Consider the following 24,671-nt stretch of genomic DNA (forward strand, 5'->3'; position numbering starts at 1 on the left):
TTGGAACATTGTTTGCGTAACATTTTCAGTTTCTGCGGAACTATACTCCCAGGTTCCGGTCATTGAACGATCAATTCAGAAGTTGAGTTTGTTTAAATCTGTGGACGCAAATATGTCGATCGACTCTCACCCCGGCACTCTGGAGCCTGAAACGGCACTCGATAAAGGTCAGTTCTATCGAGAAACCTTTTCGATGGGCTGGTCGCATCTGATTACATGCCTCTGGTTTGCCTGGCTGTTCTTCTATTTCGGTAACGTACATATCTTTTACTCAGATATCTGGGGGCACGTTTCCTATGGTGACTGGATCCTGACCCATCAAGGTCTGCCTCAATATGATCCCTTTCTGTCGCTGGCAGAGGGCGTAAAAAGTATTGACGCTGCATGGTTATCTCAGGTCCTGTTTGCCAAAGTCTATGAATTCTGGGGTGTACGGGGGCTTTCGCATGTCTTTGCTTTGACAGTGTTTGCGACACACGTGTTGTTCTGGTGTGCTTTCTATATCAAAACGGGACGCGTCGGGGTGAGCACGCTCGGATCATTCCTGCTGATCCTGATTTCCTCCAGTCGAATTGCCATCATCCGACCGGAAATTTTCGGAACCTTCTGCGTGGCGTTGCTGCTGGTGGTCATGGCCTGGTCTGAAAAATACGACCGCTGGCTCCCTTCCGCTGACGGTGACGAGGACGTTTCTGCAAGAAAAACTCCCGCTCCCCTGCTTTGCAGTCTCTATCTGGGGATTCCTCTCATTTTCCTGGCTTGGGCAAATCTGCATGGTTCTTTTGTCGTAGGTCTGGCCATACTGGCGTTACAGTTCCTGGGACGGGCACTGGAAGTACTCTGGAGGACGAAGAGTCTGATCCAGGTCTGTACGGATCCGTGGGTTCGTCGCTGGCTGATTGTGACTGAACTTTCAGTCTGCACCGCATTACTCAATCCTTACCATATGGATCTGTTCCTCAATTCTCTGCTCTTTCCGCGGAATCCCAACCTCAAGGATGTGCTGGAATGGGAGCCGCTGGAGTTTCGGGATGCAGAGGGAATCTGGTTCTGTATGGCCTGGGTAATGATGCTGGGGCTCTACCGCCATAGTCGGGAACGGGTCAGGACGGCAGATGTGCTGAGGATTGGTCTGCTCTCACTGTCTGTGATTATGGGCGTGCGGATGATTGGCTGGTTTTCAGTTATTTTTGTCTATGCCATGGTGAATCATCTGGCCACCGTGATTCCCCGGGCGACTCCAGTATATTTGAAGTCCGGTTCCGGAGAGAAAAAAACAGGTTCTTTCTGGGCACGCAGATCACTGGTTATGACTTCCGTGTGTGTCTTGATCCTCTGGTTTGGCTTCGCTTTTTCAAATATAGCGACTCCCCTGTTTGGTGGAAAACCACGTGATATCAATAAGGTTTACAGTGAAGGCACGCCGCGCAAACTGACCGAGTTTCTCAGGGCTCATCCACCTCAGGAACAGGTCTGGAACCCCCAGTGGTGGGGGGACTGGCTGGTTTGGGATGGCCCCAAAGATCTTAAGGTCTTCATGACGACCAACGCCGTGCATCTGGCTCCGCCACGCGTCTGGCGAGATTACCTGGGAATAGCGCGTGCGAATCGAGGCTGGCAATCAGTTGCAGAGAGATACAACGTATCGACCTTCATCGTGCACAAAGAAAAGCAGGTTGCGTTGGAAAAACAGGTGCGGCGTCTGGAAGGTTTTCGACCTGTCTATGAGGACGATCTGGCATTAGTCATGTCGCGTGAACCGGCTCTGATAGAGGCAGCAAAAGCATCAGAAGCTACAGATAAAGAGACAGAATCTGAGCAGAAATCCGCTGCGACAGAGGAGGACCAGCCATGAGTTCACACCGAACATCAATAAATAAAAAACTGAAAGTCGCAGCATTTTTATGTCTGCATATCCTGATCGTGGGAGCCGTGATTGGCTGGGCAGCCGTACGCTATCAGGACTGGGAGCGGGCCAAGGAGCTACCGGCACTGAGGCTCAATCCCTTGACGGTCAAACCGGAATATGATCGTCCCGAAATCGTTTCAGATGCAGACCTCGGGAAGGTCCTTTCCCGTCTGCGGCCGCAGTTTCGCGGTAAGCAGCCCCGCATTAACTACGTGGATCATGCGCTGCGTTTCTGGGGACTGGAAGCGGTATTTGATGATCCCAAATCCCTGTCAGGAATTGAGATGCGCGATATCCTTCTGGATCATCGACAGTTTGGTCAGGTTTGGGGGGACAAAACCAGGCCTCTACTGGTTCGAAATCAGAATGGCTTGCGGGCTCGCGTCCAGGAAGGGCTGGAAACGTCAAGCCATGAAGACCATACGCTGGCGACGCTGGCTGAAGTGGGGACACCCGTCGATTATCCAATTGTCCTCACCCAGGGAGAGACAACGCTGGCAGAAATGATTCAGGAATCTCTGAAATCGTTCAGTCTGAATCAGGTGGAATATGAGTGGTCGGCACTGGTGTTTGCTCTGTTTCTGGATAGTCCCCAGAGTTGGGTGACCAGCGAAGGTCAGCGGATCAATTTCGATGTGATCAGCGACCGAATTATGCGGCAAAAACCGACGCAGGGAGTCTGCTATGGAAATCATAGACTGCATGCACTGGTCATGATTTTGCGCGTAGATGAACAGACGCCGATTCTGTCTGAAGCTGGACGAAAGAAGATCCTAGATTATCTGAAGGGTATCACGAATCGATTGGTAGAATCGCAATCTACAGAGGGCTTCTGGGATAAAAACTGGGATGGAACCAAGCTGGATCTATCGACGGAGCAGAAATTCACACCACGCGCGCGGCGGGTGCTGGCGACTGGTCATGCCATGGAATGGTGGGCTTTGGCTCCTGCCGAGGTCCTCCCTCCTGCTGAAACGCTGGAGAAGGCAGGAACATGGCTGGTAGAAACCATTGAAAAGATGCCGGAAACCGAGATTAAAAACAGCTTCACCTTCCTGTCCCATGCTGGTAGAGCACTGGCTTTATGGAGAGGTAAATTCCCGGCCCAGGTCACGCTGCCTCCGTTAACCAAAGATTGACCAATCTTTTCTCTTTGCTAGACCATCCAAATCTCTGTATTGGATTCTGCGCTCTTCTTTCCCGCAGGCTCTAACTCAATCCACATAGAAACAGGGATAACACGCGCTGTGCACCTCTGGTTACACCGCTGTATAAAGTGTTAACCAATGTAAACACTTTTGGTTGCTGTATTACCTGCCAAGTGACGTTTGCCTGTAAATATCAGGAAAACTATCAGAAAAGAGAATTGTGCTGAAACTAACGGATTGCGCAGGAGTGATTCAAAAACCGGTCATTGGAAAAATGCACGGATTACGACCTGGTGTGAAAATAAGAAAAATATGCATGTGTGGTAAAAGTGGCACATGGTCTGCTGTATTTTTGCAACGTCTGCGCCGGGCGTATGCAGACAAGTTAATTTACTGGATTGTTAACAGTCACATGATCTTGTGACGCATTCAGTATGCATTAACCATCTGATTAATGTGAGGAGTACGAATGAAGATGTTTCAGCAGTTTTGGAATGATGAAGCTGGTTTCGTCGTTTCAACAGAACTTGTGCTGATCGCTACCGTGTTGGTTCTCGGCATGATTGTCGGTTTGACCACACTGCGTGATCAGGTAATCGCAGAACTCGCAGACGTTGCAGCTGCAATGTCTAACAGCAACCAGAGCTATTCCTACTCTGGTATTACAGGCCACTCTTCCAGCACATCAGGATCACTCTTCAATGACAACCTGGATTTCTGTGACCAGAACGATGACACCAGCGGCACCTTCGTGCACTGCATCACTGTCATTGCAGCTACTACTGGTGAGTAGTTTGAATACAGCATCTGCCTGAGTTGACACAACTCAACGGTCAGCTGTTGTCCTCTGTTTCCCGCGGGAAGCAGCCATTACCTTCTGTTTCAATTTTTTATCACTATGTTCAAAAGAACTGACCATGTCAGTTTAAATGATACTTAAGGAGTTAGAATGAACATGCTTAATAAGTTCTGGAATGATGAGGCAGGTTTTGTTGTCTCATCCGAACTCGTGTTGATCGGAACGATCCTGGTATTAGGGGTTGTTGTTGGATTGGCCACCGTTCGTGATCAGGTCGTACAGGAACTGGGTGACCTCGCTTTAGCTATCTCAAACATTAATCAAAGTTACAGTTTTTCTGGTGTAACAGGACACACTTCCAGCGTATCTGGATCTCAGTTCGTTGACCAGACTGACTTCTGTGACACCAACGTCGATACCGCAGGGTCTGAACCTGCTTGTATTAACGTCACAATTGCTGCTCCCGCTGGTGAGTAGTACTGATACAGTTTGAGTTTTCAGACTGGTTCCCGAGGACGCCCACTCGGGAACCCCCCTGAAAAACAGTATTTGAGAAGTTGGTATTGGATTGGCATATAAGATGCACATATATGTGCAGTGTTTGTAAAACACGAGTCAGCATTCTCTCAAAGTCAGGATAGCAGCAGGAATGAAACTGTTAAGTCAATTTTGGTCGGATGAAGGAGGTAATGTCTCCGCATTCACAACAGTTCTGATGTTGACGATTCTCATCATCGGCATCATTCCCGGAGTTGCCACATTACGCGATCATATCGTCCAGAAGTTTGGTGATACAGCGGTGGCTCTGGAGAGCATCGATCAGTCTTACAGTTATACGGTCAACGGTGTAACAAGTCAGTATCACGACTCGGATACGGGGACGTTAACGGATCCCCTGAACGGAGCTCCTGCCGATCTGGATCTGACAATTGCTCCTGCCGGAGAATAAAATAGAAACTGATCTGGAACGATCAGTAAATTAATCGAAACAATGTGTCATCTGCTGTGAGATAACAGCTTCAGCGGATGAAGTGAAATTTTTTTAAATCGAAGATTTCAGGGAAGTTAACGTGGCAAAAATTAGTCCAGGAACAATGACGGCAGCGATTTTCGCAATTCTTTTAGGCTTAGGCGCAGCTTATACAGTGAGGCAGTTCCTGCATAAGCAACCGGGCCCTGTCGTGTTAGCAGAAGATCCACCAGCGAAACCACGGCAGGTCTTCATTCCCATCGCTTCACGAGACCTCGTGCCAGGGCAGACATTGTCTCTGGATGATATCTCCATTTTGAAGATGCTTCCCGATCAGGTTGATAAGCGATTCAAACCAAATGGGCTGCAACGGATCATGGCGACTGAATTTATTCAGGGCCGGGTGCTGAAATCGGAAATCAAAGCCGGAGAGCCGTTCCATACAGTTGATCTGTATGCAACAGGAATGGGCCCGGGACTGTCCGATACTCTTGAGCCTGGTAATCGCGCTGTCACTGTTTCCATCCACAAAATTGGGAATGTGGCCGGTTTCTCACGTCCTGGAGCAATTGTTGATGTTCTGTTCCGCTCACACGAAACAGATGGGATTCCCGAGACTACCATTACCCTGCTCGAAAAAGTACGCGTTCTGGCTGTAGATCAGACTTCTGTTCCCGGACATAAAGTCGGAATGGGAAGTAAAGATTCTGCCGATTATCCTGTTACTCTCGAAGTATCGCCCGAACAGGGCAAAGTCCTCAAGGTCGTTGAGGATCATGGCGTCCTGAGCCTGGCGCTGCGGAACCCCAATGAAAACACTGAAGTGGTTTCTGCTGGACGTTCGAGCGATCGCCTGACATTGTCAAACATTCTAGGATTCATCCCCAATCAGCGAGTTTCCAGTATGGATATCTATCGGGGTGGCTCATTAAATACAGTGCACTTTAAAGGCAACCGTGCCTACAAGAGCCAGAACTGGATCGACGCAATCGAAACTCCTGTTGCTTCAGAAGTGATTCCCTCAAGCAAAGCAACAACAACGATGAAGCAGGACGAGAATAAGACTTCGGAGATTTCTGTTCCCGCCAGTGGACTTTAAACCCAGAAAAGAATCAGAGCGTCGACCGATAAGTTGATGATAGTCTGATTTCTCAGAATTCCTGGGTGATTGGCGCAGTTTTGAAGTCAGTTTGTTATTGAAGTCCGTTCAGGAAGGAGTTTCTGCTCCAGACTGATCGTGCTGGGAAACTATATCTGTAGGTTACGACATGGAATCACTTCGCACAAAAAAACTTTTTCTGGAGCCCGAAAGCTATCTTCCAGAAAACAGAGAGGCAGAATTGAACTTTCAGAAACAGAAAGTTCTGATTCATCAGGAGCTGGTAGATTCCCTCGATCTGTCAATGCTGGCTCAAATCTCAGAAAAAGAACTTTCCGGGGAAGTGCGAGCCGTTGCCACAGAAATCTGTGATGAGCATGCATCTGTACTGGAGGGGATCGATCGGGAGCGGCTACTTGACGAACTGTTGAGCGAAGTCTTCGGGCTGGGACCACTTGATCAACTGATGGCAGATACGACCATCAGTGATATTCTGGTGAATCACGCCTACGAAATTCATATCGAACGGAATGGTCAACTCGAAGAATCAGATGTCATCTTTGCTGACAATCAGCATCTGATGCGGATTATCCAGAGAATTGTCTCACGTGTTGGCAGACGTATCGATGAAGTGAATCCCATGGTGGATGCGCGTCTGCCTGATGGGTCCCGTATCAATGCAATCATTCCTCCGCTGGCACTGAATGGTCCTTCACTGTCCATTCGCCGCTTTGGTACTGTTCCATTGGAAATTGATGACCTGATCGAGAAAAAGTCTCTGACTCCAGAGATTGTAGATTTTCTGGCAGCTGTCGTGGATTCCAGGATCAGCATGCTGATTTCAGGGGGCACGGGTAGTGGTAAAACCACATTGCTGAATGCGTTGTCCAACTTCATTCCTCGGGAAGAACGTCTGGTTACCATCGAGGATTCAGCGGAATTGCTGCTGCAGCACAAGCATGTGGTTCGTCTGGAAACCAAAACGGAAAACACCGAAGGTGTCGGTGAAATTTCTCAGCGACAACTTGTCAAAAACAGTCTGCGTATGCGTCCGGACCGGATCATCATCGGTGAGGTTCGTGGAGCGGAAGCCCTGGATATGCTGCAGGCCATGAATACTGGTCACGAAGGCTCGATGACGACCATCCATGCCAATGACACTCGGGATGCCCTGGCTCGTCTGGAAATGATGGTTGCCATGAGTGGTTTCGACTTACCACTTCCTGTTATCCGCCAGTACATCGCCAATGGTATCGGCATCGTTCTGCATGGGGCCCGCCTTAAAGGGGGGCAACGCTGTATCACCCGTGTTTCTGAGATTATCGCATTGAATGAGCGGGGAGATTACCAGGTCGAGGATATCTTTGGTTTCGAACAAACGGGCCTGGATGATCAGGGGAACGCTATCGGTCATTTTTATTCCACAGGTTACCGACCTGCATGTCTGAAGCGAATGGAAGCATCCGGGATCAGGCTGAGCGATCAGATTTTTGAACAAAAAGCGTTCAAAGCCTGATTGTCCTGATTTCTGACACAAGAGTTTGAGTTTTACTGGTAGTGGAGAAAGTGGGAAGTGAACAGTTCATCGGTAGCATTATTGTGCTTTGTTGCAGTGACAGTAGCTGTTCTGGCTGTCTACCTTATCGTTCGGGATTTATCTGGAGTCAACAAGTCCGGTTCTGGTAGATTTGGGGGACGTCCCCGCCTGCGAAGAATTCCGAACGTTTTCGACCAGGAACCCGCCCGCAGTCTGCTGGGAAAGATCGACCAGAGTTTTGATCGACTCATTCTGGAAAATGGATCTGAGTTTACCCCCTTCTCTGCCTTCCTGATGATTGTCGCCTGTGGACTGGCCATTGGTGGTATGATCTTCGTTTATACCGATCTGCCACTGGCAGGAATTGCCGGGATGTGTGCCGGGATGGTAGCGGTCCTGATTGTTCTGCATCACCGCCGGAAAAAACGGATGCAGAGAATTCAGGAAGAACTACCCGAAATGATCGACCTGCTGGCTCGGTCAACGCACGCTGGTGCCAGTCTGGAGCAGGCGATCGCTATTGTTGGAGAAGAGACCAGAGGTCCTCTCAGCTATGAGTTCAGACGATGTGCCCGTCAACTTGACATGAACATGTCGATTCCTGCTGTCATGAAATCTCTCTCCAGTCGAATTCAACTAATTGATCTGAAAATTCTGACATCCACATTAATGCTTTATCGCAAGACGGGTGGGAATTTACCCGCTAATCTGGAAAGAATGGCTGATGTCATCCGGGATCGTATCAATTACCGCCGTCAGATGCGGGCTTCTACGGGAGCAGGACGTGCTTCGGCAGTTTTAATGACCGTTGTTGCTCCTGTCGCGTTTGTCGTTCTGCTGGTCGCTTTTCCTGAGCATGTTTCTAATCTGTATACGGATCCGATCGGTAATATTCTGCTGATGATCGCTTTTGTGCTGGAAGTGGTCGGTATTTTCTGGGTCTCCGCCCTGTTGAGAACGGACTATTAAACTACGACTTCAATCTGCTGAAAAGCTGATCCAAATATTAAAGAGCCTCACATGTTTTTAGATCTCATCACAATCGCCACATTTTTGCTGGTCTGCTTTGTATTCTTCCTGGTAGGGGATGCGATTGCAGCCGGAAATCGTGCTGGTAGAAAAAAAGAATTAAATCGTGGAGAAGGTTCTGGAGGTTCGACGTATTCAGCCTCGCATGTTGGTGCGTTTAAACGTGCCATGGCAGGGGTAATTCCTCAGTCGGATCAGGAAATCAAAAAGATTGAACTCGACCTGAAACGGGCCGGCTATTACAGGTCGACCGCCTTGGTTGAATATCTGGCGACCCGAAATATTTTGATCGTAATGGTATTGATCGGCACTGGTATTGGATGTGTACTTGCAGATCCAGGTACCAATTACCCCGAGATTATTCTGGTAGCAGGCTTACTGGTAGCAGGCAGTGGATATGGTTTGCCTCGAATGGTATTGCACAACCAGGCCAGCCGTAGAGTAAACCGGATTCAAAAAGGTCTTCCGGATGCACTTGACCTGGTCATGATGTGTCTGACCGGTGGTGTGCCCTTGCGTACTGCATTGAAACGGGTTACCGAGGAAGTTCGATTTTCACACCCTGATATCGCTGTTGAGTTTGACATCATCCGGCGACACGCTGATGCCAATTCCATGGCCGATGCTTTGAAGCAGTTCGCCCGACGAATCGATGCACCTGATGTCAACACGCTCTCTCTGATGATTTCTCAGACAGAAAGACTGGGGACCAATGTATCTACTGCATTGATCGATTTTGCTGACGGGATTCGCCGAAAGTATCGTCAACGGGCGGAAGAACATTCCAGCAAGACAAGTATCAAGCTGTTGTTTCCGGTTATCTTCTGCATGGCACCACCGATTTATATCCTGTTCTTTGCTCCTGCCGTGCTTGAATTGCGAAACTTTCTGATTCGCGAGCATCGTCCTGGCGGGATTCTGGAACCCTCTACCTACGGTGAGACGATCAGCGCCACTTCAGAGAGCGTTCTGGAGCAGAACTCAACTGGCGGTAATCAGTAGGGGCGTCTGATTAAGCGACTTGGACTCGCATCAGATTCACTGAAAACTCTCCCTGTGGGAAAGCACGAGCAACCAACCTCCGGATCTAACTTTCCGTTTGCAGTTTGGTTTTGCCAGAATCCAGCATCCCATACTTGCGCATCTTCTTGTAAAGCCCGACCCGACTGATTCCCAGGGCTTTCGCAGTCGCTGTTTTGCGATAGCCATTCTCAGAAAGCGATTTGAGCAACAGGTGCTTCTCATTGTGTGCAACCTGATCTGCCAAGGTTTGATTCTCTGCAGAGACTGTCTGAATCTGAGGATCGCGCTGGACTTCCTGGAACAGATTTGGAGAAAATTCGTGAGTAGTCAGCTCACCATTACTTGAGAACAGGACGGCCCGTTGAATCTGATTTTTGAGCTCTCTTAAGTTGCCGGGCCAACTGTATTGTTTGAGAAGGTCCAGAACCTTGCGATGGATTTTCGTGACCGAGATCGCATGTTGCTGACAGCATTCCTTGATAAAGAGCAAAGTGAGGGGAATGATATCATTCGGACGTTCTCTCAGTGCAGGCAAGCGGAATTGCAGAACATTCAAGCGATAGTAGAGGTCGGAACGGAATTTATTATTTCGTGTCAGCTCATCAAGCTCCACATTCGCGGCGACAATCAATCGCGCTTCAGAGATACGGGACTCGGTTGACCCTACAGGCTCGAACTGACCAGTTTCGATTACCTTCAATAGCTTGGCCTGGTCCTTGGGAGACAGGATGTCGATTTCATCCAGTAACAGTGTGCCCTTCCCTGCGGCTTCGAAGTGACCTATTTTTGACCGCTCTGCACCTGTGAATGAACCACGTAAATGGCCAAACAGCTCGCTTTCGATCAGATCAGAGGGAAGCGCACCGCAGGCAATGTTCTGAAATGGTTCATCTTTTCTGGGCGAGAGTTCATGGATCATGGAGGCCAGCGTGGTTTTTCCGGTACCAGTCTCGCCAATCAGCAGCAAAGTAACATTGTGCCTGGCGATCTTCGAAATCTGGTCGACAATCGGAATCATTTCCGGAGTGTATGTAGTCACCTGCTTCTTATGATCAAAGATTTGACGAGATTCAGGCAGGCTCTCTGGAATGATTTTAGGCTCAAGTTGTGCGAGCTCTTCTGCCAGCAGATTTAACTCTTCAGGCACTGGGGGAAATTCCAGAAAGGCATCCGTGATGAAATTCGCAGTTTCGACGTATTCGACGGGTAGAAACTGATCAAGAATCGTGACGACATTGACTGGGAATTCACAAATTTCTCTCAGATACGATAATACGGAGCTGCGATCATCGGATTCAGAGGGTAAGTCGTGAGGTCTCAAATCCAGGTAAACAGTTGCCGGAGAAGCATTCTGGATCCGCTCCATTAGTTCAGGCAACGACTTTGCCAGACTGACCTGGCTATGAATCTGCTGCAGCAAGCCTGGTTTGAGGATGGATTCTAATTTGGAGTCGAAAGTGTAAATAATCCCCAGAGATGGCATCACAGCTCCTTTGTTCTCTTGGAAATAGACCCAGGCTGTGAGTTTGAGGATGGCCCGGATTCAGTTTTTATTTGCAATCAAAAAATCTGATTGAGTGATTCTATAGTTAAGATGGAATCGCTTGCGTTGTTTGGGTGGAATATGGCGATTGCGATGTTGGGATTACGATAACAAACGTTATCACCAAAATCAAATATGTAATCTTGAGGAAATAGGAGTTCTTTCAGGTTGCTGGATCTTTTTAAACGGCCATATCCTGACAGCCAAGGTATGAAAGACATAAGTGTTTAAATGGTATTTGTTTATGGCGCCTAATTGGGTTGTCGTTGATGTGTTGACTGTTCTGCTGTCTGCTAAAAATGATTTGATCAGGTCGGAATCGTAAGAAATAATTCACTCTGATGAGACAGTCTTGAGAACATCACCGGTCCAGTTACTCCTGTCGTACCATTTTGCAGGTAACTGTCAGAAATACATCTCATGCTCATTACAGCACCGGATGAGGAATTCGGAATCTCAAAGGCTGGGTTCAGTCGATAGACAGGATTAAGGAGAAGCTTGTCGGTTACAGCACGGATCGCTCTGAACAAATACAGTAGATCAATTTGATCTGCTTACTTCTTTTCTGGCGATTCTTTTACTGATGAATGATCGAACTCATTTTTTTCTGAGCTGTGGCATCCTGGTTCTGGTCGTCAGTCTGGCGTTACGCCCCCAGCCTTCAGAATTTCTATCCCCTGTCACGGCAGAGAACTCAACCATCCAACCGGAAACATCTCTGGAAAGTATTCATCGCTTTCTGGAGATAGAAGAAGGCCTGGCAACAGTATCACTGGCTCCAGGTGAGCTGGATTTGGCTGAAGTGAAAACAGTCAGACTCCCATCTAAGCCGGACCGGCGGGAATTCATTCCCATGAATGTGGTCCCCCTGCAGAAAAAGCAGGAGCCTGTTCCCGCTTCTATTCCAGCAGCGGTTCCAGCTCAAAAGCCGCAGATCTATACTCCAGTTGTTAAACGCATCTCCTCTCAGGAAAATCGACAATTACGACAGTTCGAGTCCAATGCCAGTGATCTGATTGATCAGAGTCACGATTCCTTTTCCCGAGGCTTGATGACACTTTCGGATTATCAACTGGCACTGAATGTAGCCTATCAGACGAGAATTAATGTGGCTGACTTTCGTAACGCTAAGAATGCCAGGGTCAGAATACTCTCAGAAAAACAGGCCTTGCTTGAGAAAGCCGTGGAACAGTTGCAGATGATGAATCAGCCTGCGGCCCAGGGCTGGTTTGGCGATGTCGTTCATGCCCGCTTAATTCTGGCTCAAAATCAATACGAAATTGCTGCCGCAGCTGGAAATAAAAACCAGATGGGTTTTGCCTTGCGGGAGATCAATCGTCTTTCTGATCAGTATTATTCAGTACGAAAACAGGAACTCATGGTCGGCGCCGCAGATCTTAATGAATACCGCCGTGCGTCCCGGTCCGTTTTTGTTGCGAACCTCGAAACGAACTCATTTGATAATCGTGAGGCAGACAACGTTTCTAATCTGGCAGATTATATTCGTCGTCTGGAGAGGATTCAGGAAAATGTTGATCTCCTTTCAGAACGCGGCGCAGGTCTGGGACGAAAAGATCTGGTTGAACTGTCACAGGCGCAGCTTGCGTATGTTCAGGGGAATTCCTATCGTCACCGGAAGGACGAGCGGATGAGCCGAATAAAGTTCGAACAGAGTCGGAAGCACGCACAAGAGGCCTGGGAAGTAAGAATGAATGAATACTACCCCCGAGGGACTTCCGATTTGCATGAACTGACATCAGCCTGGATCATGTGGCGTTCTGCAGATGCAGAACTGAAACAGTTAGAGACAACAAAATCGAGTGAGACTGATCGAGAATTGCAGGCTGGACTGGACCAGATGTTAAATCTGACCGGACAGATCCAGGATCGCAGAGGTCGTATGGCCAGCGACATTTCACTGGTCTATTGTCTGAAAGATGCAGAATTACTGGCCCAGCTCAAGCAGAAGTCGGAATAGCTTGAAGCAGAAAAACAGAACTCTTTCAAAACCTGACAGGCTGCAGTCTGTCAGGTTTTTTTGTGTCCGGGATCTAATTGTTCTGCGAAGCTGCCTTGAGCTATAAAAAAAGAGCCTCTCAATCAGGGAGAGGCTCTTTCGAGAGGCGCCGCCCGGATTCGAACCGGGGAATAACGGATTTGCAATCCGCCGCCTTAGACCACTTGGCTACGGCGCCTTGTTTATTGTTCTGTTTAAGACCAATAAGCTCTTGTCAGAATGGAGCTTACAGAGTCTTAATGATTTAATCAACAGAAGTGATAGAATCATTATTCGACGATTTCTCCGAGGAATTTGACCGAATCCTAATAACCAATCGCAGTTAGGTCAAGCATTCGGAGGCTGATCGGAATTTTTTTTATATCTCCCCCAGATTAACTTCCTCGATTGCAGGGGGTTAAGGTGACTGCTGATAAACTTTAGGGAATTTCCGCCTGACGATCATTGCTTCTGGAAAACGAAGTGAGTCTGCTTGGTGGTATTCTCAATTGATTCCGTGTAGCATCAGGATTGCGTTTGAACGCTTCATCATTTTGAAACAGTTCAGCCGGAAATGGTTCAGGATCTGACCACTTTTTTCCGGAATGCGAATCACAGTTCTACACAGAAATCAGCGAAGTAAAATGACCGAACATACTGAATCCACCGAAAAACTGACAGAAGAACAACTGATTGACCGTGCCCGTGAGGCTTTGAGCGACAGCAGCTGGGTCATTGGCGAATGTGCCGCCCAGTGGACGGAAAAGTATGCCAAAGGCAGAACCGATGCCGATTTTGGTGCAATGGTTGGGCTGAGTGGCGATCAGATCTATCAGCGTCGACGGGTCTGGGAGACCTTCGGCGATGTGAAAGATCAGTATTCGAATCTGAAATGGTCCCATTACTATATTGCTCTGACCTGGGATGATGCTCCTGAGTGTCTCCAGTGGGCTGAAGAAAACCAGGCGACTGTTGCAGAACTGAAAGCCTGGCGACGCGCTGTAAACGGTGAAGATCTCTCCATTTCAGAGCCGTTCGAAGAGTATCCCTCGGACGCAGAAGTCACCTTCGTTTCAGATGAGCCGATCTCTGTCAGAGATCCCTCTGAATACGAGCAGATGGAGCGGGCCGGGATGGAACCGGGATCGCGTGAATCATCCGATGCGGCGGCTACAGTCGCAGGGCATGCCAGAGATGTTTCAGGCTCCGGCGGGGAATACAGCCCCTTCCGTTCAGGAGCTGCCTCCCCTGCTCCCAAGGGATCTGGATCAGAGACTGCGGTTGTTGCCAAACCGGAAATTTCTCCGGAGCAAGCCGTAAAACGCATCTGTTCTGCGGTGGAACGTTGTCATAAAATGCTGACTCCGGAAGTACAATCCTCGTTTGCAGAGTTGTCTCCCAAGTTGAAGAAGCGTTTTATTAAAGCGATCAGTGAACTCAATTCGGCCGCTGCCCGACTGCAGTAACGAAAACCGGGACAGAATTCACTGTAAGGTTTTATCCGGGTATAGATATAATGTGTTATCTGTAACTGGAATCCTGCTGCTAATTTTCATTTGAAAAAACAGGTCATGCCTTCAGAACATCCGTCTGCCTACTCGGGGTCTTCCGGTAAATCTTCACTGATTCAGAAATGGTTGATTCTGATTCTCACCATTTTGATTGTCTTTATGGCCTTCAAATTGCTGAAGCGGTATTATGGTCAGCCAGATTTTCGAGTCCGGGAACGGACAGATCTGACGCAGTCTGAGTTGAGAACGATTGAACTGTTTAAGGAGTCGTCTCCTTCAGTAGTGCATATTCGCACGGTCGGTCTTGCATCGCCGATGGACCAGTTCAGTATGAATCCTCAAACCCCGTCGCAGGGGTCAGGGAGCGGGTTCATCTGGGATCGAAAGGGCCATGTTGTCACGAACTTTCATGTGATTCAGAAGGCAGATGAGTACTCGGTCACACTGGCCGATAATACAACCTGGAATGCGAAACTCGTTGGCATAGCTCCTTCCAAAGATCTGGCTGTTCTGAAAATTGACGCGCCTCGTGATCAGCTCAAACCGATTAAAATAGGTTATTCCGGCGATTTACAGGTTGGACAGACGGTGCTTGCCATCGGGAATCCTTTCGGTCTGGATCAGACCCTGACGACGGGGATCATCAGTGGCCTGGGGCGTGAGATCATCTCAGTTACAGGCAGATCGATCCGCAATGTGATCCAGACAGACGCAGCCATTAATCCTGGTAATTCGGGAGGTCCTCTGCTGGACAGTTCAGGACGGCTGATTGGCGTTAATACCGCAATCTACAGCTCGTCTCATGTCTATGCGGGCATTGGATATGCTGTCCCCGTCGATCTGATCAGTCGCTTTGTCCCCCAATTGATCCGCTTTGGCTTCATTCAGACTCCCAGTTTAAATTTCCTGGGGGTTGATGACTTCGTGATTCGTAAACTCAAAATCAATCAGATTCTGCCCAAAGATGTCTCGGGGGTCATGGTTCAGAGTATTATGGAGGGGGGCGCTGCAGATTTAGCTGGTCTTAAAGAAATCAGAATCGACGAGTCCGGGAATCTGCATCTGGGCGACCTGATCATGCAGCTGGATGAAATCCCGATTACTGATGCAAATTCCCTGCTGGATGCCCTGGAGATGCACAAAGTCGGAGACGAGGTTGAATTAGTGGTCTTGCGAAACAATAAAAAAATTAAACTGAAGGCCCAGCTTCAGGAATGGAAAAATGATCAATAACAGTCGAGAGAACTCCGCCGGCTCCCTTCTATGAGACTGGGGGAGTTGCGATGGTCGAGGAGTGTTGGTAAATATTCACTCGGAATGGACTTGCGTCAATAGTTCTTACTCCCGGAATCGGATTTCTTGGTTGACACGTTACTGATTTGGATTACTATGTGTAGGTTACTTTGATGCTCGATTGGTTTCTCAATACGGGCTTTCTCCAACGATGATCTTGTTGACAGCTGAATTATGCCTGCAGATTACCCACCGGAAATAGTCAAAGAAGGTCAGGTCACAGTTGTGGCTTTGGGTCCAGAATACGAAAATCTGGATGAGCCAAGACTGGATGCCTTAACCGATGTGTTATTGCAGGTTGCTGAAACAGCGTCCCCTCCGGTGGTTGTACTCGATCTCTCTCATACATCCTTCTTCGGTTCCGCTTTCATCGAAGTCATCTTCCGGATGTGGAATCGTCTCAATCATCGAGAAGGCGGCAAATTCTGTATCTGCGGTCTGAGCGAATACTGCACAGAGGTGCTGGAAGTCACTCATCTGGATCAGCTCTGGGAAACATTCCCTGATCGTGCTTCCGCTCTCAGTGCCTTGAATTCCTGAGTCAGTGCTTGCCGCGCCTGCTTTACACCAGGCTTCTATACGCCTCTTTGGTTGCTCACCGGTACTTTTTGTATCTGAACGTTAACATTTCTGGTTTGCATTGCTAATCATTGTTAATGCGATTCAACGCTCTGATGGGAAAACCGCTTTGAACTCACAGATTCAAACACCTGAAATTGTTTGATTTAGGGCCATTTAAGGCGTTTTCAAGTGTGATCCGGGTAAGGTGTAAAAATTAGGATGTTTGGTACAAAGTATGCTCTTGTACGGGTAGAGGAATTTCTATCTGAACTTCATGAAAGGGCATCCTGTGTTAAAAATAATCCGGACACAAACAAAGCGATGGAAACGTAAAGTCCGTGGTTCTATCTTCATTGAATACCTGTTGCTCCTCACGATCATCGGGATCGGGGCAATTGCTGGCCTGACAACTTTACGAAGTGCCCTGATCAACGAGCTGATGGATCTGGCAAATGCGATCAATGCGATTAACTCCTGATCCAGTCGATCTTTGAGATATCAGTAAGCCTGTGTTTCCGACACAGGCTTTTTTTACGTCATGTTATTCAATTGATTTGCTTTAATTGGTAAAAAGATTGAAATAAAGTGAATAGTTTGAATATAATAAATTCGATGAATAAACAGCCTGTGGCTGTTTTGTGACTTTAACCAGAGATGAGGCAGACCGATGAAACGACTTGCAATACTGACTGTTGTGATGGGCTTGTTTTATATCACGATGGTGGGATTCAGCTCTGCAGAACAGAAGCCAAAAGTTGATGTTCCAAACAAGAATGCTCAGTTAAATTCGCCTGATTCAAAGGATACCGATTACGCAGACCTGGATCGGGACGATCTGAAAGAAGGGCTCACGCGTGCATTTTACGATGTATTAATGAGCGCCAAAAACGATATTGATAACGCGGACAATGCAGAACTCCGCGATCAGGAAGCTCTTTTCGGGAAAGACGATGACAGACGAGCCGTATTCCAGGAAGCCCGCAGAACGATTTTTGAAGCGGATCAAATCCTGTCTCGGGTCAAAGCGGAGAACAAAGTAGCGCTGGAAAAATTACGACATCCACCGCGAAGGGTTCTGCCCGGACAGCGCCCCCTGCCGAAAGATAAAAGTGTTCGTAGTGATGCCAACATTAAGCAGCAGGTGGAAGCTCAGAAAAAACGGGTTGCTCAGGAGCAGTTAAAACTGCAGCAACTGCAAAAATCTCTGGAGACTCAGACTGCTGAAAAGTAAGCTCAAATTTACCGCGTGACATTACATAGCCGTGAAGGATACCTGATTCCTCACGGCTATTTTTCTTGCAGATCCAGGCACAGTATTCGTTTTTCGTCACGCAGATAGAGCTTGTGATTGGCGAGTGCCGGATGAGCCCAGGCTTTGAATTCCAATAAGCCGGTCAATTTCCCTTTTTCCCGATATTCCGTGGGATTCGCTTCCACCAGCACCAGGGTTCCCTGCTCTGTCAGACAGATTAAATGACCCTGAGCTGCGATCTGGGTGCATTTCCCCACCCGCCTTGAGATCCACTGTACCTCCCCTCGCTGCATATCCAGGCAGCGATAAGTGACTGTCGCCAGATCACCGTGAGGGCCATAGATATACCCATCTTTGATAATACTGGTGGCAAACTGATTCTGCATGGACAGGTTCTTCCACCGCGAGATGGGGCGGAGTTCTTCGTTCTGTAGAGTCAGAGCAAACCGCATACTGCCTGTCCCATATGCGGAAGAGATGAACAGGGAATCTTCATTCCAGACCGGAGTAGCACAGTTGCAGTTGTATTTGTTTCCCCAAACAACCCGCCAGAGCAGGCTACCCTCTTTCGGGTTTAGGGAGAGAATTGATTGTCCAGTGGGAACGATAATCTGTCGCTGGTTTTCGGCTTCTATCACGATGGGGGAAGCATAGCCCGGCGGGTCAGTTCCAGCAGACCAGACCAACTTGCCTGTGTCCTTGTGGACAGCGATCACCGAATTATTGGCAGATCCACCCGGCTGAAGGATGACCAGATCCCCCTCTATCAGAGGTGAAGCAGACATCCCCCAGTAATAGATGGTTTTCTGCTCCTGTCGCGGCGCACCACTGATATCAAAAATATTGACTTTCCAGAGAATGCGCCCTGTGTCTGCGGTCAGGCAGAGAAGATCACCGGCAGGCAGCAGGCAGTAGAGTTTTCCTGCATGCCAGGTAGGTGTAGACCGAGGTCCTCGGGCCTGACGCTGATTATCCAGGTAGGTGGGCGCACCTCGAGTTGACCAGAGCTTCTTGCCAGATAGAGCATCGAGGCAAATGATGTAATCATGATTGAGGTGCGTCGCCATCGTCCAGAGTTTCCCCTCGGCGATCACCATGGATGAGTATCCACCTCCCAGCGGTTCTCGCCACAGGACAGACGGTTTGTGCTCATTCCAGTTCACATTCAATCCGGTTTCGTCGGATATCCCATTTCGCTGATTTCCTAGAAACGAGGTCCATTGCCCCTGCTCTGTCGTTTCAGAAACGCGGCTGTCTGTCTCCTCTCGAGACTGGCTAACCAGGTTTTTGGCTGTGCCTGGCGAGATTTTGGGTAACTGTGCAGACAAGGGCCCCGGCAAAGCCAATGTCCAGAGCAGTAGCAAAACCCCCCACTCCAGGAACCAGTAAGTGGGGACAGACTTTCGGTAAGAAAAATCGACATCAGTTCGTGGCATTGTGCTCACTCCATTTAGCAATCGCACTGAACTTCATTCGGGCAGGCGGTCAAAAGATTGAGGGGATTATTCGATTTCAACCCAGAGCGCCAGTTGCACCGCAGCTTCCAGGGGCATCTCCGCAATCCCCAGAGCGACACGTGTGTGCTTGCCTGGATCCCCGAAAATATCGGTCAGAAGCTGAGAGGCGGCATTCAAAACATAGGGCTGACGATCAAAACCCGGTGCAGAATGGACATAGCCTTCCAGGCGAATGATCCGTTTGACTCGGGAGAGTTCTCCCACTACGGCTTTAACCTGCGCCAGGGCGTTCATCAGGCACAGGCAGGCAGCATTGGCCCCGTCATCTTCATGTAGATGGTCCCCACCGATTTTCCCTTTGAACATCAGATCTGAACCAATAAAAGGAAGCTGACCACTGGTGACAATCACATTTCCAAACTGGGTGGCTGGAATGTATGATCCTACAGCCTTTGGCGGAGTTGGCAGAGTCTGGCCCAGTTCCTGAATTCGCTCTTCGGGGGTTTGGCTCATCTTGTAATAATCCCTCTGGTACAAAAAGTTCGAAGTTGACACGTTACATGATGTCATCTGTAGCGTGATAATAACATATTTCCAGGGAATTCATCCAGAATCAGAATTACAGAATCAATTGAATTTGTTTTCCGATCTTTTGGTGTTGTCAGGAATAACAGGTAAACATGAACTCAGAGAAGCTGGTTGAGCAAGATGGTGAAGGTCAGTCAGAGCCTGGGAGACCAGCCCGCAGGGGAATATGGCTGATGAAACCTCTGGCTGTTGTCATGTCAGTCTGTTGGGTTTTAGCCTTGATCGTGCGCCTGACAATCCAGGACTCGGGGGGGACGATTTCTACTCTGATTTTCTATATATCTCCCCTGATTCTGATAAGCACAGGAGCGGTCTTTCTTTCAGTACTGACTCTCTGGATTCGCTGGTACCGTTTGGCTCTGATCTGGCTCTTGATGGGAGCTCTAACCGGCGCATGGTGCTATCAGAAACAGTTTCAGAAGCATGACACTTCGAAGCATGTGTTAGAAGCGGATTCAATGCCTTTACGTGTGCTGTTCTGGAATGTCGGAGATCAGCTCTGGAGCATTGGAAATATGGTTCAGGAGATCAAGCGGGTTGATGCGGATCTGGTGGCATTAGTGGAAGCGGAATCTTATTCATCCACGGAACAGGAGTTCTGGAAAAACACATTTCCGGGGTACCGTTTTCAAACTGGAAAAAATGGTTTTATGCTCTTGTCTCGCCTCCCCACGACCGCGAGTGAATACGGGAACTTCGGCCGGATGGGGCGTTATCTCAAAATTAATCTTAAGGCTGATGTGTCACAGTCTGAGGCTTCCCTGGTTTCAGAGGCCTTTGTGGTTTACCTGGTGGATATCAACAGCGATATTCTCAGATCCCGCAAAGAGGCACTGCAGAAGCTCGCAGAGGAAGTTGCCCAAGAGAAAGAAAATCCTGTTTTAATAGTGGGAGATTTCAATACTCCTGGAGACTCCGTCCATTTCAATCCACTGCGCAAACTCTGTCGAAACTCATTCGAACAGGCTGGCAAGGGTTATAATGCGACTTGGCCCCTGCCCTTGCCAGTGTTGGATCTGGATGGGATCTGGGTCAATTCATTGTTCCAGGTGCGTTCTTCTGAAAATCGCTGGACATGGTACTCGGATCATCGCCCTGTTGTTGCTGATCTTTTACTGCAGAAAATGCCTGCTTCGGGTAAACCTGCTGACTGAAAGGGGCCATTTGTCCTGTGCCCCACAGGGCCGTCAGAAAAGGCTGTCATTCATGGACAAATCTGCTTTCCTGCTTCATACCGTGAATTGATTTCAGTACAATCAATACAGGATCCTGCCTGCTGGTCAGCAGTGCAAACGGAAGTCAGACGCTTTCTCCCGATTCAAAGAGGTTTCTCATGCGATCGATCTGTCTGTTTAGTCTGGTGTGTTGTCTCTTCAATTTGATGCTGCTGGAATCCCGGGTTGATGCAGCGATTTTCAGTGGGGAAATCCAGTCGATCTCTGCTGATCAACAACAGGTGGTAATCAAAACTTCGGGCGGAAAAGAAAAAAGCTTTACCGTCCCTGCTTCGATTCCGATTACTTTCAATGGAAAAAATGCCGCCTTTGATCAGTTCAAAACAGGACAGCGAGCCACTGTTTTTACTGACAGTTCTGGTAAGATTACTCGTTTTTCAGTTCGGGAGTCTCTGGAGCCCAAAACAAAACCCCCGGTGGAACGTCCCCGTAAAGAAATGAAAACCAGTCAGAAGGCAGCTGCTTCTGACGTCAGTCCTGCAGGAAACCAGGGATGGACGCAGTTTCGAGGTCCGAACCGGGCTAACATTTCCACAGAGACCGGCCTGCTGAAGGATTGGAGCCAAAACCCACCCAAACTCCTATGGACGGCTCGCGGACTGGGCGAAGGATATTCTTCCGTCTCACTCAGTGGCAATCTGGTTTTTACCATGGGAACCAAAGCCAACGAAGAGACTGTGTTTGCTATCGATCTGCATACGGGGGAAATTGTCTGGTCGCAGCCTAACGGACCGATCTTTCAGAATAACCAGGGGAATGGACCACGCTCCACACCGACTATTGATGGCAATCTGGTTTATGCCCTGGGAGCGAATGGGAATCTTGCCTGCCTCTCTGTGCGGGATGGAAACCTCGAGTGGTCAAAGAATATTCTGCAGGAGTTTTCAGCCAGAAATATCGTCTGGGGGATCAGCGAATCTCCTCTCATCGATGGTGATAAGTTGATCTGCACACCAGGAGGACAGGGCGCGACCATGGTTGCACTGAAGAAGCAGGATGGCAGTCTGATCTGGAAATCGGCAGTGCCCTCCAATCCCCAGGCTGGATATGCTTCACCGATCAAAATAGATGTCGGAGGTGTCGAGCAATACGTAAATTTCACCCACTCGGGAGTTATGGGAATTGCAGCCGAAAACGGAACGCCTCTCTGGGGCAATGATCGGGCGGCGAATAAGACCGCGAACTGTTCTGCACCTGTTTTTTATCCAGAGATGAGTTCCGTATTCTATGCTTCAGGCTATGGAACCGGAGGGGCGCTGCTTAAGTTGTCGGCTGCCCAGAATCGGGTCACTGCGCAGCTGGGTTTCTTTACTCCCGATATGAAAAATCACCATGGTGGGATGGTCCAGATCGATGGCTATCTTTATGGATCGAGCGACCCAGGGGTTCTCACATGTATCAACCTCAGAAACGGTGAGACCGTCTGGCAGGATCGTTCGGTAGGGAAAGGGGCTCTGACCTGTGCCGACGGCCATATTTACATGCGTAGTGAGAAGGGGCCCATCGCCCTTGTCGAGGTGAACCCCAAAGCATATGTGGAAAAAGGACGCTTTGATCAGCCGCAACGGACTGGAAAGCCCGCCTGGCCGCATCCCGTCGTCGCTGACGGGAAACTTTTTCTGCGCGATCAGGATCTACTGCTCTGTTACGATGTACGTGGTCAGTAGTTGTCAGTCTTTATCGTGACATCATAACTTAACTCAGTTAGAAAAGTATTCACAGGCTCTCTGAAGGTGAGGAGTCTGTTTTATCGGTTTAGAATTGAAAGTGAGATCAATGCAGCTTAGAAGTGCTCAGCAAATGATAATTAGTGCGTTGGTGCTGGCTCTGGTTTTAGGATCAGTCACCACGTTATCTGCAGCGGATTCTGAGAGCGTCCGCCCCAACGTCTTGTGGATTACCAGTGAAGACAATGGTCCCCACCTCGGCTGTTACGGGGATGAATACGCGGATACTCCCCATATCGATAAACTGGCTTCACGGGGAACGATCTATCTTAATTGCTGGTCCAATGCCCCGGTCTGCGCTCCAGCCCGGACCACGCTGATTACCGGGATGTATCCGACTTGCCTGGGGGCCGAACATATGCGAAGTATGGTCAAGCTTCCGAAACAGTTTCTGATGTATCCACAGTACCTGCGTAAAGCCGGTTACTACTGTACCAATAACAGCAAGGAAGATTATAACGTCGAAACTGAGGGAAAGATCTGGGACGAATCCAGCCGGAAGGCTCACTGGAAAAATCGCAAGCCCGGGCAACCTTTCTTTGCCGTCTTTAATCACACCATCAGTCATGAGAGTAAAATCCGAAACCGGCCTCATACTCTGGTTCACGATCCTGCGAAAGCAAGAGTCCCTGCCTACCATCCGGATACACCGGAAGTACGTCACGACTGGGCGCAGTACTACGATCGTATAACGGAAATGGACGCTCTGGTGGGGAAAAACCTCAAGGAACTGGCAGAAGCAGGTCTGGCCGAAGATACGATCATCTTTTATTACGGCGACCATGGCTCTGGAATGCCGCGCAGCAAACGTTGGCCCTACAACTCGGGGCTGCAGGTGCCGCTGGTGATCTACATTCCGCCGAAGTTTCGTAGTCTGGCTTCTTCCGATTACCGGACCGATGGAGAGTCAGATCGGCTGGTCAGCTTTGTTGATTTTGCACCAACATTGTTAAGTCTGGCTGGAATCGAGCCCCCCGAACACATGCAGGGGTATGCTTTCCTGGGACAATTTCAAACGAAGCCTCAGGACTACCTGTTCGGGTTTCGGGGCAGAATGGATGAACGCTACGATCTGGTGCGGTCCGTGCGTAACAAGCGATTTGTCTACATTCGCAACTATATGCCACACAAGGAATATGGCCAGTACCTGAATTACATGTTCCAGACACCGACCACTCAGGTCTGGAAACGCATGTATGATGCGGGAGAACTTGTACCACCTCAAACTTATTTCTGGGAAACGAAGCCGGCCGAAGAGCTTTACGATCTGCAGAACGACCAGGACGAAGTCAAAAACCTGGTCGATTCTGACGAGCATCAGGAAGTCTTAAATGAACTTCGCAAAGCACAGCATCAGAAACTGCTGGCAATTCGTGATCTGGGCTTCATGCCGGAAGCAGAAATTCATCGACTGGCGGATGGTAAGGCACCCTATCTGATCGGACATGATTCCGAGCTGTATCCTCTGCCTGAAGTTCTATCGATGGCGGATCTGGCCTCATCGCTAAAAACAAATGCCCAGCCAGAACTGTTGGCTGGCCTCAATAATGAGAATGATGTTGTTCGGTACTGGGCCGCGATGGGCTTTCTGATTCGAGGCAAACAGGCAGTTCAGCAGGCTGCCCCGCAGTTAAGAGCCGCATTGCAGGATTCATCGAAGTCTGTACGCTGTATCGCCGCAGAGGCTCTGGGACGTTATGGAAATCAGCAGGATGTCAACGCTGGCGTCGAAACACTGATTTCCCTCGCGAATCAGAAGAAAGATGGACTCTATGTCGCGATGCTGGCTCTGAATGGACTGGATAAACTGGGACCAAAAAAGGTCGCAGCTGTGAAGGACCAGATCGCTAAACTGCCTGTGAAGAATGATCAGATTAATCGTCGTCTGCAAAGCTATGTGGGACGACTGGTCGAACGACTTCAGGAACAGAACAAGTAAATAAGTCGAAAATGGAGTGTCAACGTGAAATCGATGTAACGTTGACACTCCTTCG

Annotated in this window: 21 protein-coding genes and 1 tRNA gene; 18 read left to right on the forward strand and 4 right to left on the reverse strand. The window is 48.9% G+C overall.

What is annotated here, in order from left to right; all coding sequences use genetic code 11:
* Nucleotides 1-112 precede the first annotated feature (112 nt).
* The 9 genes from FYZ48_RS27295 (at nucleotide 113) to FYZ48_RS27335 (ending at nucleotide 9,493) form a co-directional block, all read left to right on the forward strand.
* The gene (locus FYZ48_RS27295; protein WP_149345647.1) at nucleotides 113-1,855 is read left to right on the forward strand and encodes a hypothetical protein; all 1,743 of its coding nucleotides are present in this window, start codon (nucleotides 113-115) and stop codon (nucleotides 1,853-1,855) included.
* Nucleotides 1,852-3,048 (forward strand): hypothetical protein, encoded by a 1,197-nt coding sequence (locus tag FYZ48_RS27300; RefSeq protein ID WP_149345648.1) that lies wholly within the window; start codon nucleotides 1,852-1,854, stop codon nucleotides 3,046-3,048. Before FYZ48_RS27295 ends, FYZ48_RS27300 begins: the two co-directional genes overlap by 4 nt.
* A 478-nt stretch (nucleotides 3,049-3,526) precedes the next feature.
* Complete coding sequence (locus tag FYZ48_RS27305; protein WP_149345649.1) at nucleotides 3,527-3,850, forward strand: Flp family type IVb pilin; 324 nt, start codon at nucleotides 3,527-3,529, stop codon at nucleotides 3,848-3,850.
* A gap of 156 nt (nucleotides 3,851-4,006) precedes the next feature.
* Nucleotides 4,007-4,333: a hypothetical protein gene (locus FYZ48_RS27310; RefSeq protein ID WP_315853213.1), complete on the forward strand. Its 327-nt coding sequence runs from the start codon at nucleotides 4,007-4,009 to the stop codon at nucleotides 4,331-4,333.
* A gap of 172 nt (nucleotides 4,334-4,505) precedes the next feature.
* Nucleotides 4,506-4,805, forward strand: a complete 300-nt coding sequence (locus tag FYZ48_RS27315) for a hypothetical protein (RefSeq protein WP_149345650.1) — start codon at nucleotides 4,506-4,508, stop codon at nucleotides 4,803-4,805.
* Nucleotides 4,806-4,950: 145 nt separating this feature from the next.
* Nucleotides 4,951-5,925, forward strand: a complete 975-nt coding sequence (cpaB, locus tag FYZ48_RS27320) for a Flp pilus assembly protein CpaB (RefSeq protein ID WP_242022814.1) — start codon at nucleotides 4,951-4,953, stop codon at nucleotides 5,923-5,925.
* 169 nt (nucleotides 5,926-6,094) lie between these two features.
* The gene (locus FYZ48_RS27325; RefSeq protein ID WP_149345652.1) at nucleotides 6,095-7,441 is read left to right on the forward strand and encodes a CpaF family protein; all 1,347 of its coding nucleotides are present in this window, start codon (nucleotides 6,095-6,097) and stop codon (nucleotides 7,439-7,441) included.
* 57 nt (nucleotides 7,442-7,498) lie between these two features.
* Nucleotides 7,499-8,431 (forward strand): type II secretion system F family protein, encoded by a 933-nt coding sequence (locus FYZ48_RS27330; protein WP_149345653.1) that lies wholly within the window; start codon nucleotides 7,499-7,501, stop codon nucleotides 8,429-8,431.
* 51 nt (nucleotides 8,432-8,482) lie between these two features.
* Entirely contained in the window at nucleotides 8,483-9,493 is a 1,011-nt protein-coding gene (locus tag FYZ48_RS27335) for a type II secretion system F family protein (RefSeq protein WP_149345654.1), read from the forward strand.
* 85 nt (nucleotides 9,494-9,578) lie between these two features.
* On the opposite strand, the gene FYZ48_RS27340 is transcribed toward FYZ48_RS27335, so the two are convergent.
* A complete protein-coding gene (locus tag FYZ48_RS27340; protein ID WP_149345655.1) occupies nucleotides 9,579-10,997 on the reverse strand; it encodes a sigma-54 interaction domain-containing protein in 1,419 nt (472 codons plus the stop codon).
* 643 nt (nucleotides 10,998-11,640) lie between these two features.
* On the opposite strand from FYZ48_RS27340, the gene FYZ48_RS27345 reads away from it, so the two are divergent.
* On the forward strand, nucleotides 11,641-13,035 hold the full coding sequence (locus tag FYZ48_RS27345) for a hypothetical protein (RefSeq protein WP_149345656.1): 1,395 nt from the start codon (nucleotides 11,641-11,643) through the stop codon (nucleotides 13,033-13,035).
* A 143-nt stretch (nucleotides 13,036-13,178) separates the two neighbouring features.
* Here FYZ48_RS27345 and FYZ48_RS27350 read toward each other — a convergent pair.
* Nucleotides 13,179-13,252, reverse strand: a tRNA-Cys gene (locus FYZ48_RS27350).
* Nucleotides 13,253-13,697: 445 nt separating this feature from the next.
* Here FYZ48_RS27350 and FYZ48_RS27355 point away from each other — a divergent pair.
* From FYZ48_RS27355 to FYZ48_RS27375, 5 genes are all read left to right on the forward strand, one after another.
* Nucleotides 13,698-14,519 carry a hypothetical protein gene (locus tag FYZ48_RS27355; protein ID WP_145183565.1) on the forward strand — a complete coding sequence of 274 codons (822 nt, stop codon included), beginning with the start codon at nucleotides 13,698-13,700 and terminating at the stop codon, nucleotides 14,517-14,519.
* Nucleotides 14,520-14,624: 105 nt separating this feature from the next.
* Nucleotides 14,625-15,797, forward strand: coding sequence for a S1C family serine protease (locus FYZ48_RS27360; RefSeq protein ID WP_149345657.1), 1,173 nt, complete (start codon nucleotides 14,625-14,627; stop codon nucleotides 15,795-15,797).
* A 285-nt stretch (nucleotides 15,798-16,082) separates the two neighbouring features.
* Complete coding sequence (locus tag FYZ48_RS27365; protein WP_187782252.1) at nucleotides 16,083-16,397, forward strand: STAS domain-containing protein; 315 nt, start codon at nucleotides 16,083-16,085, stop codon at nucleotides 16,395-16,397.
* Between the two features lie 310 nt (nucleotides 16,398-16,707).
* A complete protein-coding gene (locus FYZ48_RS27370; RefSeq protein ID WP_149345658.1) occupies nucleotides 16,708-16,896 on the forward strand; it encodes a hypothetical protein in 189 nt (62 codons plus the stop codon).
* Between the two features lie 189 nt (nucleotides 16,897-17,085).
* A complete protein-coding gene (locus FYZ48_RS27375; RefSeq protein ID WP_149345659.1) occupies nucleotides 17,086-17,649 on the forward strand; it encodes a hypothetical protein in 564 nt (187 codons plus the stop codon).
* 56 nt (nucleotides 17,650-17,705) lie between these two features.
* Here the strand turns inward: FYZ48_RS27375 and FYZ48_RS27380 are convergent, their stop codons facing one another.
* Nucleotides 17,706-19,106 (reverse strand): outer membrane protein assembly factor BamB family protein, encoded by a 1,401-nt coding sequence (locus FYZ48_RS27380; RefSeq protein ID WP_149345660.1) that lies wholly within the window; start codon nucleotides 19,104-19,106, stop codon nucleotides 17,706-17,708.
* A gap of 66 nt (nucleotides 19,107-19,172) precedes the next feature.
* A complete protein-coding gene (locus FYZ48_RS27385) occupies nucleotides 19,173-19,640 on the reverse strand; it encodes a RidA family protein (protein WP_149345661.1) in 468 nt (155 codons plus the stop codon).
* Between the two features lie 533 nt (nucleotides 19,641-20,173).
* On the opposite strand from FYZ48_RS27385, the gene FYZ48_RS27390 reads away from it, so the two are divergent.
* From FYZ48_RS27390 to FYZ48_RS27400, 3 genes are all read left to right on the forward strand, one after another.
* A complete protein-coding gene (locus FYZ48_RS27390; RefSeq protein WP_187782253.1) occupies nucleotides 20,174-20,869 on the forward strand; it encodes an endonuclease/exonuclease/phosphatase family protein in 696 nt (231 codons plus the stop codon).
* 179 nt (nucleotides 20,870-21,048) lie between these two features.
* Complete coding sequence (locus FYZ48_RS27395; RefSeq protein ID WP_149345663.1) at nucleotides 21,049-22,617, forward strand: PQQ-binding-like beta-propeller repeat protein; 1,569 nt, start codon at nucleotides 21,049-21,051, stop codon at nucleotides 22,615-22,617.
* A gap of 133 nt (nucleotides 22,618-22,750) precedes the next feature.
* Nucleotides 22,751-24,616, forward strand: coding sequence for a sulfatase-like hydrolase/transferase (locus FYZ48_RS27400; protein WP_187782254.1), 1,866 nt, complete (start codon nucleotides 22,751-22,753; stop codon nucleotides 24,614-24,616).
* Nucleotides 24,617-24,671: the final 55 nt, after the last annotated feature.

This window comes from Gimesia chilikensis (assembly GCF_008329715.1).
In the GTDB taxonomy this organism is placed as follows: domain Bacteria; phylum Planctomycetota; class Planctomycetia; order Planctomycetales; family Planctomycetaceae; genus Gimesia; species Gimesia chilikensis.